This window comes from Pseudomonas canadensis, from assembly GCF_030980095.1.
Lineage (GTDB): Bacteria > Pseudomonadota > Gammaproteobacteria > Pseudomonadales > Pseudomonadaceae > Aquipseudomonas > Aquipseudomonas canadensis.
This window is the reverse complement of sequence record NZ_CP133298.1, coordinates 433807-444645: the sequence shown is the minus strand read 5'-3', so window position 1 is coordinate 444645 and position 10839 is coordinate 433807. Positions and strand designations below refer to the sequence as shown.

The window sequence follows — 10839 nt, the reverse complement described above, 5'->3', positions numbered from 1 at the left end:
TCGATTGGAGAATACGGAATGTCTTCCTTGCTACGCGTCACCCTGATCACCCTGGCCCTGTTGGTCACCGCCGGTTGCACCAGCAAGCCGATCCTCAACACCCAGCACAACCTGCCAGCCGACGCCCAGGTCAGCGAAGAAAAAATGAAAGCGGTGATCGTCAACGCCCTGCAAAAACGCGAGTGGACGGTACAACGCCTGAGCCCGCAGCTGGTACAGGCCGAGATCAACGTGCGTAACCAGTATTACGCAGCCATCGACATCCGCTACACCCGCAACAGCTACGCCATCACCTACCGCGATAGCCGCGCCCTGGGCTACAAGGACGGCAAGATCCATCGCAACTACAACCGTTGGGTGAACAATCTGGACAGCGACATCATGGCGGGGTTGCGCAGCAATGGCGTGAATGAGGCGGGGACGGCGGCGCAGTTGTTTGAGCAAACCGGCACCACCAAGTAAAACGAATTCAGGCTCTACAGAAACGACAAAGGGCGCCTTTCGGCGCCCTCTTCACAAACAGGTTGGCTTGTCATCGCCGCTTCCTGCCTGGCTCTGCGATTGCTGGTTGCCCAGGATCCTCAGAGTCTCACAAGCCCCTTTCGGGAACGTGGGCAGTATGCCTGAAAACAACTTTACGGCAACCTGTGGCAAAGTGCCGTTCATCCCTCAGCGCAACCCCAACGCGCTGCGCACCGCCGCCTTTATTGCTAGAAGCTGATCAGAAGTGAGCTCAGCGATTTTGTAAGTTCGTTTGCCATGACGATCTTTGCTTTTGATTCGGTCGAGCCTTCCCAAGCTGACGGTTGCCACAATGTCACATTTCGCCCAACAGATAGGGCTTGCTCCTTGAAGATGACTATCAAGCTGGCAGTGGTGATCCAAAACCGTCTGCGGCGCAGTAGTACTCAACGGCACAACCGTCACCAACAACTTATTGGTTCGGTGCTTGCGTATCACAATGACCGGGCGGATCTTTATGATTTCCGGGACCTCATAGCCTCGAAAGTCACAAATCAACACGCTGCCCTCCTTGGGCTGATAGAGAAGTGCCATCCATATCACTCGCTTGAGAAAAAGCGATTCTGCATAACTGTCCCGCGAATCGCTAAGCAGCTTGCGTTACCTGATATGTGAGCACGTCTACACCAAGGCCTTGCGCGTCAACAACTCCACAAACGCCTCTGCCATCGGCGTCTGCGCGCCCTTGCGTTGCACCAGCCACACCGCCGTCATCGCCTCCTGATCCAGCAGCGTGCGATACACCACGCCATCGATCCGAATGCGCTGGTAGGACGCCGGCAGTACCGACACGCCCAAGCCCGCCGCCACTAGGCCGATGATGGTCATCGCCTCCCCGGCCTCCTGGGCAAAGTGCGGGCTGAAGCCGGCATCACGCGCCAGGTTGAGCAACTGGGCATAGAGGCCGCTGCCGTAAGTGCGCGGGAAAAACACAAACGGCTCCTGTGCCAATTGCGCCAGGTGCAAACCACGCTCGCTGCCCGCCACCAACGGGTGACCAGCATTCAGCACCGCCACCAGCGGCTCACGCATCAACTCGACCACACTCAGCGAATCCGGCAATGGCAGCGGCCGCATCAGGCCCACTTGGATAGACTCATCCACCAGCGACTCAGCCACTTCGGTGCTGCTCATCTCCTGCAGGTTCAGATGCACCGCCGGGAACGCCTGGCGAAACGCAAAGATCGCCTGGGGAATGCTGGAATTGAACGGCGCCGACGAGGTGAAGCCAATCTTCAGTTCGCCCAGCTCACCCAACTGCGCACGGCGCGCTACGTCCGCCGCCTTGTCGACCTGTGCCAACACCAATCGCGCCTCTTGCAGGAACAACCGCCCCGCTTCACTCAGTTCGACCCGACGATTGGTACGCTCAAACAACCGCGCCCCCACTTCCTGCTCCAGCGCCTGGATCTGCTGGCTCAGCGGCGGTTGCGAGATGCCCAGCACCTGCGCGGCCCGGCCGAAATGCAGTTCTTCGGCGACGGCGATGAAGTACCGCAAGTGACGCAATTCCATGGGAGCCTCATTAGGTCGTTAAAGCTATCAAACAGGTCGAACAATATATTGGAAAGAATCATTAGGGAGCTATATTCTTTTTTGCATTGCCTGTCCTGGCACGCTCTTCCTCCCCGAGGTCCCCGTGAAAGCTGCTGTTGCTCCACTCGCTCAAGACGTACCGCCCACCGCCCTGGATGAGGTGGTGGCCCAGCTCAATGACGCGTACATCGAAAAAGGCACGCCGATGTTCATGCGCACGGTGCTGGCGTTGTTTTCCGGCGGGTTCGCCACTTTTGCGCTGCTGTATTGCGTGCAGCCGATGATGCCGGCGCTGTCCCAAGAGTTTTCCATCAATGCGGCACAAAGCAGCCTGATCCTGTCGGTGGCCACGGCGATGCTGGCGTGCGGTTTGTTGATCACCGGACCGATTTCCGACCGCCTGGGGCGCAAGCCGGTGATGGTCTCCGCGTTGTTCTGCGCCGCGCTGGCGACCATCGCCAGCGGCCTTATGCCGACCTGGGAAGGCATCCTGCTGATGCGTGCACTGGTGGGTCTGTCGCTCAGCGGCCTGGCCGCCGTAGCCATGACCTACCTGAGCGAAGAGATCCACCCGCAGCACATCGGCCTGGCCATGGGCTTGTACATCGGCGGTAACGCGATTGGCGGCATGAGCGGGCGGCTGATCATCGGCGTGTTGATCGACTTCGTCAGTTGGCACACCGCCATGCTGATTATCGGCGCCCTGGCGCTGATCGCCGCCACGGTGTTCTGGAAAATCCTCCCCGAATCGCGCAACTTCCGCGCCACCAGCCTCAAGCCGCGCAGCCTGGTGGATGGCTTCGTCATGCACTTCAAGGACGCGGGCCTGCCCTGGTTGTTCCTCGAAGCGTTCCTGCTGATGGGGGCGTTCGTGACCATGTTCAACTACATCGGCTATCGCCTGCTGGCCGATCCCTACGACCTCAGCCAAGCGGTGGTCGGCCTGCTGTCGCTGGTGTACCTCTCGGGCATCTACAGCTCGGCGAAAATCGGCTCCCTGGCCGACCGCCTCGGCCGCCGTCGCGTGCTGTGGGGCACCATCGTGCTGATGCTGGCCGGCATGGCCCTGACCCTGTTCACCCCCCTGTGGCTGGTGGTGCCGGGCATGCTGATCTTCACCTTCGGCTTCTTCGGCGCCCACTCGGTGGCCAGCAGCTGGATCGGCCGCCGCGCGGTGAAGGCCAAGGGGCAAGCGTCATCGCTGTACCTGTTCTGCTACTACGTAGGGTCGAGTATTGCCGGGACGGCGGGTGGGTTCTTCTGGCACTTTGCCGGGTGGAATGGGATCGGGGCGTTTATTGTGGCGCTGTTGATTGGCGCGTTGCTGGTGGCGTTGAAGCTGGCGAAGTTGCCGCCGTTGGGGCAAGCGAAGGCCTGAGTTTCTCTGGCTTTTAATGTGGGAGGGGGCTTGCCCCCGATGAGGGTAGATCAGTCATAGTTGTACTGACTGGTACACCGCCATCGGGGGCAAGCCCCCTCCCACATTTGTTTTGCGTGTTATTCGTGATACTGCGCCGACAACTCATGCACCGCGCGCAGGAATGCACCAGCGTGCTCCGGGTTCACTTCCGGGGTGATGCCATGGCCGAGGTTGAACACATGCCCGGTGCCTTTGCCGTAGCTGGCGAGGATGCGGCCAACTTCGGTGCGGATGGCTTCCGGCTTGGCGTACAGCACCGTCGGGTCCATGTTGCCTTGCAGCGCGACGCGGTTGCCCACGCGCTGGCGAGCTTCGCCAATGTCGCAGGTCCAGTCCAGGCCCAGGGCGTCGGCACCGGCGTCGGCAATGCTTTCCAGCCACAGGCCGCCACCCTTGGTGAACATGATTACCGGCACTTTGCGGCCTTCGTGTTCACGGATCAGGCCGTTGACGATTTTGCGCATGTAGGCCAGGGAGAACTCCTGGTACGCTGCCGCCGACAGGTTGCCGCCCCAGGTGTCGAAGATCTGCACGGCTTGCGCGCCGGCCATGATCTGGCCGTTGAGGTAGGACGTGACCGACTGCGCCAGCTTATCCAGCAGCAGGTGCATGGCCTGTGGGTTGTCATAGAGCATGGCCTTGGTCTTGCGGAAGTCTTTCGACGAGCCGCCTTCGACCATGTAGGTGGCCAGGGTCCAGGGGCTGCCGGAGAAGCCGATCAGCGGCACGCGGCCGTTAAGCTCGCGGCGGATGGTGCTGACGGCGTCCATCACGTAACCGAGGTCTTTGTGCGGATCGGGGATCGGCAGCGCTTCGATATCGGCCAGGGTGCTGACGACTTTCTTGAAACGTGGGCCTTCGCCGGTTTCGAAGTACAGGCCTTGGCCCATGGCGTCAGGGATGGTGAGGATGTCGGAGAAGAGGATGGCCGCGTCCAGTTGTGGGTAGCGGTCCAGCGGCTGCATCGTGACTTCGCAGGCGAACTCCGGGTTCATGCACAGGCTCATGAAGTCGCCGGCGTTGGCGCGACTGGCGCGGTATTCCGGCAGGTAGCGACCGGCTTGGCGCATCATCCACACAGGGGTGACGTCCACAGGTTGCTTGAGCAGGGCACGAAGGAAACGGTCGTTCTTGAGGGCAGTCATGTCGGCATCCGCAAAAAAAGTGCGGGCATTTTCTCAGAGCCAGACGCAAAAGGCACGGAATGCGCCGTGCCTTTTGTCTATCGGGTCAATTTGTCGCGGAGAACGGAGTAACCCCGACCTGTAGGAGCCGGCTTGCCGGCGATGGCGTCCTCAAGATCGCCATCGCCGGCAAGCCGGCTCCTACAGGGCTGCGGTGATCAGACTTGCAGGTAATCCAGGATGCCTTCGGCGGCATTGCGGCCTTCGAAGATCGCGGTTACCACCAGGTCGGAACCGCGCACCATGTCGCCACCGGCGAAGATTTTCGGGTTGCTGGTCTGATGCTTGTACTGGCCTTGTTCCGGGGCCACGACGCGGCCCTGGCTGTCGGTCTGGATCTGGAACTGTTCGAACCACGGCGCCGGGCTTGGACGGAAACCGAAGGCGATGACCACGGCGTCAGCCGGAATGATCTCTTCGGAACCCGGGATCGGCTCGGGGCTGCGACGACCACGGGCGTCCGGTTCGCCGAGACGGGTCTCGACCACCTTCACGCCTTCGACGCGGTCTTCACCGACAATCGCGATCGGCTGGCGGTTGTAGAGGAATTTCACACCTTCTTCCTTGGCGTTCTTCACCTCTTTGCGCGAGCCGGGCATGTTGGCTTCGTCACGACGATAGGCACAAGTCACCGATTTGGCGCCCTGGCGGATCGAGGTGCGGTTGCAGTCCATCGCGGTGTCACCACCGCCCAGCACCACGACCTTCTTGCCTTTCATGTCGACGAAATCTTCCGGCGACTTTTCAAAGCCCAGGTTGCGATTCACGTTGGCGATCAGGAAATCCAACGCGTCGTAAACGCCCGGCAGATCCTCACCGGCAAAGCCGCCCTTCATGTAGGTGTAGGTGCCCATGCCCATGAACACCGCATCGTATTCTTCGAGCAGTTGCTCCATGGTCACGTCTTTGCCGATCTCGGTGTTCAGGCGGAACTCGATGCCCATGCCGGTGAACACTTCACGACGGTTGCTCAGGACGGTTTTTTCCAGCTTGAACTCGGGGATACCGAAGGTCAGCAGGCCGCCGATTTCCGGGTTCTTGTCGAACACCACCGGGGTCACGCCGCCGCGCACCAATACGTCGGCGCAGCCCAGGCCGGCAGGGCCGGCGCCGATGATGGCGACGCGCTTGCCAGTCGGCTTGACCTTGGACATATCGGGACGCCAGCCCATGGCGAACGCGGTGTCAGTGATGTACTTCTCCACCGAACCGATGGTCACCGCGCCAAAGCCGTCGTTAAGGGTGCAGGCACCCTCGCACAGACGGTCTTGCGGGCACACCCGGCCGCACACTTCCGGCAGGGTGTTGGTCTGGTGCGACAGTTCGGCAGCGGCGAGGATGTTGCCCTCGGCCACCAGCTTCAGCCAGTTGGGAATGAAGTTGTGCACCGGGCACTTCCATTCGCAATACGGGTTACCGCACCCCAGGCAACGGTGGGCCTGGTCGGCCGAGTGCTGGGGTTTGAAGGGTTCGTAGATTTCCACGAACTCTTTCTTGCGTTGACGCAACAGTTTCTTCTTCGGATCTTTGCGCCCGACATCGATGAACTGGAAGTCGTTATTCAGACGTTCAGCCATGTTAAAACCTCATCAAACTCTTCAGGCGCATATCACTGCGGGTTGGCACGGATGCTGGAAAGCAACGATTTCAGGTTGGCAGCCTTGGGCTTGACCAGCCAGAAACGACGCAGGTAATCATCGAGGTTTTCGGCGAGGTTACGACCCCATTCGCTGCCGGTCTCCTCGACGTACTCGTCCAGCACGTGCTGCAAGTGGTTCCGGTAGGACTCCATGGCTTCGCCGCTGATCCGCTGGATCTCGACCAACTCGTGGTTGACCTTGTCGACGAAGGTGTTGTCCTGGTCGAGCACGTAGGCGAAACCGCCGGTCATGCCCGAACCGAAGTTGTAACCGGTCTTGCCCAGTACCGCGACAAAGCCCCCGGTCATGTACTCACAGCAGTGATCGCCAGTGCCTTCCACCACGGTGTGGGCACCGGAGTTGCGCACGGCGAAACGCTCACCGGCAGTACCGGCGGCGAACAGCTTGCCACCGGTGGCGCCGTACAAGCAGGTGTTGCCGATGATGGCACTGTCCTGGGTCTTGTAGACGCTGCCTTTAGGCGGAACGATCACCAGCTTGCCGCCGGTCATGCCCTTGCCCACGTAGTCGTTGGCGTCGCCTTCCAGGTACATGTGCAGGCCACCGGCGTTCCACACGCCAAAGCTCTGGCCCGCAGTGCCTTTGAAGCGGAAAGTGATCGGCGCTTTCGCCATGCCCTGGTTGCCGTGCTTGCGCGCGATTTCGCCGGAGATGCGGGCGCCGATGGAACGGTCGCAGTTGCAGATATCCAGGGCGAATTCGCCACCGCTGGCATCGTTGATCGACGAACCGGCGATTTCCACCATCTTCTCGGCCAGCAGGCCTTTGTCGAAGGGCGGGTTGCGCTCGACGCCGCAGAACTGCGGTTTGTCGACCGGAATGTGATCGCTGCCCAACAGCGGCGTCAGGTCCAGGTGATGTTGCTTGGCGGTCTGGCCTTCAAGGATTTCCAACAGGTCGGTGCGACCGATCAGCTCTTCAAGAGAACGCACGCCCAGCTTGGCCAGCCATTCACGGGTTTCTTCGGCGACGTAGGTGAAGAAGTTCACCACCATGTCGACGGTGCCGATGTAGTGATCTTTGCGCAGCTTCTCGTTCTGAGTGGCGACGCCGGTGGCGCAGTTGTTCAGGTGGCAGATGCGCAGGTATTTGCAGCCCAGGGCGATCATTGGCGCGGTGCCGAAGCCGAAACTTTCGGCGCCGAGGATCGCGGCCTTGATCACATCGAGGCCGGTTTTCAGGCCGCCGTCGGTCTGCACCCGTACTTTGCCGCGCAGGTCGTTGCCACGCAGGGTCTGGTGGGTCTCGGCCAGGCCGAGCTCCCACGGTGCGCCCGCGTACTTGATGGAGGTCAGCGGCGAAGCGCCGGTGCCACCGTCGTAGCCGGAGATGGTGATCAGGTCGGCATAGGCCTTGGCCACACCGGCGGCGATGGTGCCCACGCCGGCTTCTGCTACCAGTTTCACCGAGACCAGCGCCTGCGGGTTGACTTGTTTCAGGTCGAAAATCAGCTGCGACAAATCTTCAATCGAATAAATGTCGTGGTGCGGCGGTGGCGAAATCAGCGTCACGCCCGGCACTGCGTAACGCAGCTTGGCGATCAAACCATTGACCTTACCACCTGGCAGTTGGCCGCCCTCACCGGGCTTGGCGCCCTGGGCCACCTTGATCTGCAGCACTTCGGCGTTGACCAGGTATTCCGGCGTCACACCGAAACGACCCGTCGCGACCTGCTTGATTTTCGAGCTCTTGATGGTGCCGTAGCGCGCCGGGTCTTCACCGCCTTCGCCGGAGTTGGAACGCGCACCCAGGCGGTTCATGGCTTCGGCCAGGGCTTCGTGAGCCTCGGGCGACAAGGCGCCCAGGGAGATACCGGCGGAGTCGAAGCGCTTGAGGATCGACTCCAGCGGCTCGACTTCGCTGATGTCCATCGGCGTGTCCAGGGTCTTCACCTTGAACAGGTCGCGGATCATCGACACCGGGCGATTGTCCACCAGCGAGGTGTATTCCTTGAACTTGGCGTAGTCGCCCTGCTGCACAGCAGCTTGCAGGGTGTTGACCACGTCCGGGTTGTACGCGTGGTATTCGCCACCGTGCACGAACTTGAGCAGGCCGCCTTGCTGGATTGGCTTGCGCGCACTCCATGCTTCGGCTGCCAACGCTTTCTGCTCGGCTTCGATGTCGACGAAACGCGCGCCCTTGATACGGCTTGGCACGCCACGGAAGCTCAGGTCGCACACCTCTTCGGACAGGCCGATGGCTTCGAACAACTGTGCGCCGCGGTACGAGGTGACGGTGGAAATACCCATCTTCGACAGGATCTTCAACAGACCCTTGGTGATGCCTTTACGGTAGTTCTTGAACACCTCATAGAGGTCGCCCAGCACTTCACCGGTGCGGATCAGGTCGCCCAGCACTTCGTACGCGAGGAACGGGTACACCGCCGAGGCGCCGAAACCGATCAGCACCGCAAAGTGATGCGGGTCGCGGGCGGTGGCGGTTTCCACGAGGATGTTGGAATCGCAGCGCAGGCCTTTCTCGGTCAGGCGGTGATGCACCGCGCCGGTGGCCAGCGAAGCGTGGATCGGCAGCTTGCCAGGCGCGATGTGACGGTCGGTCAATACGATCTGGGTACGACCGGCGCGCACGGCCTCTTCGGCCTGGTCCGCGACGTTGCGCACAGCAGCTTCAAGGCCGAGGCTCTCGTCGTAGTTCAGGTCGATGATCTGGCGGTCGAAGCCTGGGCGGTCCAGGGTCATCAACGAACGCCACTTGGCCGGGGAAATAACCGGCGAGCTGAGGATCACGCGGGAGGCGTGCTCAGGCGATTCCTGGAAGATGTTGCGCTCGGCACCGAGGCACACTTCCAGGGACATCACGATGGCTTCGCGCAGCGGGTCGATCGGTGGGTTGGTCACCTGGGCGAACTGCTGGCGGAAGTAGTCGTACGGCGTGCGCACGCGCTGGGACAGTACGGCCATCGGCGTGTCATCGCCCATGGAACCGACCGCCTCGTAGCCTTGCTCGCCGAGCGGACGCAGCACCTGGTCGCGCTCTTCGAACGTGACCTGATACATCTTCATGTATTGCTTGAGCTGGTCGACGTCGTAGAACGCCGAACCGTGGTCGTTGTCTTCCATGGTCGCCTGGATGCGCAGGGCGTTCTTGCGCAGCCATTGCTTGTACGGGTGACGCGACTTCAAGCGGTTGTCGATGGCGTCGGTGTCGAGGATCTGACCGGTTTCGGTGTCGACGGCGAGGATCTGGCCAGGGCCAACGCGGCCTTTGGCAATCACGTCTTCGGGCTTGTAGTTCCACACGCCGATTTCCGACGCGAGGGTGATAAAGCCATTGGTGGTGGTGACCCAACGCGCCGGGCGCAGACCGTTACGGTCGAGCAGGCACACCGCGTAGCGACCGTCAGTCATGACCACGCCGGCCGGGCCGTCCCACGGCTCCATGTGCATCGAGTTGTACTCGTAGAACGCACGCAGATCCGGGTCCATGGTTTCGACGTTCTGCCACGCTGGCGGAATGATCATACGCACGCCACGGAACAGGTCGATGCCGCCGGTGACCATCAGTTCGAGCATGTTGTCCATGCTGGAAGAGTCGGAACCCACACGGTTGACCAGCGGGCCGAGCTCTTCCAGGTCCATCAAGTCGTTGGCGAACTTGGTGCGACGGGCCACGGCCCAGTTGCGGTTGCCAGTGATGGTGTTGATCTCGCCGTTGTGGGCGAGGAAGCGGAATGGCTGGGCCAGCGGCCATTTCGGCAGGGTGTTGGTGGAGAAGCGCTGGTGGAACACGCAGATTGCGGTTTGCAGGCGCTCATCGCTCAGGTCTGGATAGAAGGCGGTGAGGTCCGCCGGCATCATCAGGCCTTTATAAATGATGGTCTTGTGGGAAAAGCTGCAGATGTAGTGGTCGGTGTCGGCGGCATTGGAAACCGACGAACGACGACGCGAGGTGAACAGCTTGATGGCCATGTCCTGGTCGCTAAGGCCCTCGCCTGCGATGAACACTTGCTCGATCTGCGGAAGGCGCTCGTTGGCCAGGCGGCCAAGTACGCTGGTGTCGATCGGCACTTTGCGCCAGCCGACAAGTTGCAGGCCGGCGGCCAGGATCTCGCGGTTCATGTTCTCGCGAGCGGCTTCGGCTTTGACCGGATCCTGGTTGAAAAACACCATGCCCACGGCGTACTGCTTGGGCAGGTCGACCGCAAATTGCTCTTTTGCGACAGCGCGCAGGAACTGGTCGGGCTTTTGAATCAGCAAGCCGCAACCGTCACCGGTCTTGCCGTCGGCGTTGATCCCACCGCGGTGGGTCATGCAGGTCAGGGCCTCGATGGCCGTTTGCAAAAGGGTATGACTGGGTTCGCCCTGCATATGGGCTATCAGGCCGAAACCGCAGTTATCCTTGAATTCATCGGGTTGGTACAGACCTGCTTTCATAGACACTTTCTCACCAGGCTGCCTCTTATATCGAGGCAAATTTCTTTTCAATTCAACCGGTTACCTTCCACGCCGAACGTACGCCGGCTTAGCGGGGGCAAAAGGGAGGTCATTGTACACAC

Annotated in this window: 7 protein-coding genes; 2 read left to right on the top strand and 5 right to left on the bottom strand. The window is 61.0% G+C overall.

Annotated elements, in window-relative coordinates:
• Nucleotides 1–18: 18 nt before the first annotated feature.
• Nucleotides 19–462 (top strand): hypothetical protein, encoded by a 444-nt coding sequence (locus RB216_RS01995; RefSeq protein WP_068937677.1) that lies wholly within the window; start codon nucleotides 19–21, stop codon nucleotides 460–462.
• 207 nt (nucleotides 463–669) lie between these two features.
• On the opposite strand, the gene RB216_RS01990 is transcribed toward RB216_RS01995, so the two are convergent.
• Both RB216_RS01990 and RB216_RS01985 read right to left on the bottom strand, forming a co-directional pair.
• On the bottom strand, nucleotides 670–1056 hold the full coding sequence (locus RB216_RS01990; RefSeq protein WP_028615429.1) for a type II toxin-antitoxin system PemK/MazF family toxin: 387 nt from the start codon (nucleotides 1054–1056) through the stop codon (nucleotides 670–672).
• Nucleotides 1057–1143: 87 nt separating this feature from the next.
• Nucleotides 1144–2037 (bottom strand): LysR family transcriptional regulator, encoded by an 894-nt coding sequence (locus RB216_RS01985; RefSeq protein ID WP_028615428.1) that lies wholly within the window; start codon nucleotides 2035–2037, stop codon nucleotides 1144–1146.
• Nucleotides 2038–2209: 172 nt separating this feature from the next.
• Here RB216_RS01985 and RB216_RS01980 point away from each other — a divergent pair, with 172 nt between their 5' ends.
• Complete coding sequence (locus RB216_RS01980; RefSeq protein ID WP_268964151.1) at nucleotides 2210–3436, top strand: MFS transporter; 1227 nt, start codon at nucleotides 2210–2212, stop codon at nucleotides 3434–3436.
• A gap of 119 nt (nucleotides 3437–3555) precedes the next feature.
• Here RB216_RS01980 and hemE read toward each other — a convergent pair whose 3' ends face one another.
• The 3 genes from hemE to gltB form a co-directional block, all read right to left on the bottom strand.
• Complete coding sequence (gene hemE, locus RB216_RS01975; RefSeq protein ID WP_028615426.1) at nucleotides 3556–4623, bottom strand: uroporphyrinogen decarboxylase; 1068 nt, start codon at nucleotides 4621–4623, stop codon at nucleotides 3556–3558.
• 197 nt (nucleotides 4624–4820) lie between these two features.
• Entirely contained in the window at nucleotides 4821–6239 is a 1419-nt protein-coding gene (locus tag RB216_RS01970) for a glutamate synthase small subunit GltD family protein (RefSeq protein WP_010213750.1), read from the bottom strand.
• Nucleotides 6240–6271: 32 nt separating this feature from the next.
• A complete protein-coding gene (gene gltB / locus RB216_RS01965) occupies nucleotides 6272–10717 on the bottom strand; it encodes a glutamate synthase large subunit (RefSeq protein WP_308908254.1) in 4446 nt (1481 codons plus the stop codon).
• Nucleotides 10718–10839: the final 122 nt, after the last annotated feature.

Bases quoted from the DNA above. Each gene is read 5' to 3' on its own strand.
- hemE (WP_028615426.1), bottom strand. From the start codon at position 4,623: ATGACTGCCCTCAAGAACGACCGTTTCCTTCGTGCCCTGCTCAAGCAA.
- RB216_RS01970 (WP_010213750.1), bottom strand. From the start codon at position 6,239: ATGGCTGAACGTCTGAATAACGACTTCCAGTTCATCGATGTCGGGCGC.
- gltB (WP_308908254.1), bottom strand. From the start codon at position 10,717: ATGAAAGCAGGTCTGTACCAACCCGATGAATTCAAGGATAACTGCGGT.
- RB216_RS01985 (WP_028615428.1), bottom strand. From the start codon at position 2,037: ATGGAATTGCGTCACTTGCGGTACTTCATCGCCGTCGCCGAAGAACTG.
- RB216_RS01990 (WP_028615429.1), bottom strand. From the start codon at position 1,056: ATGGCACTTCTCTATCAGCCCAAGGAGGGCAGCGTGTTGATTTGTGAC.
- RB216_RS01995 (WP_068937677.1), top strand. From the start codon at position 19: ATGTCTTCCTTGCTACGCGTCACCCTGATCACCCTGGCCCTGTTGGTC.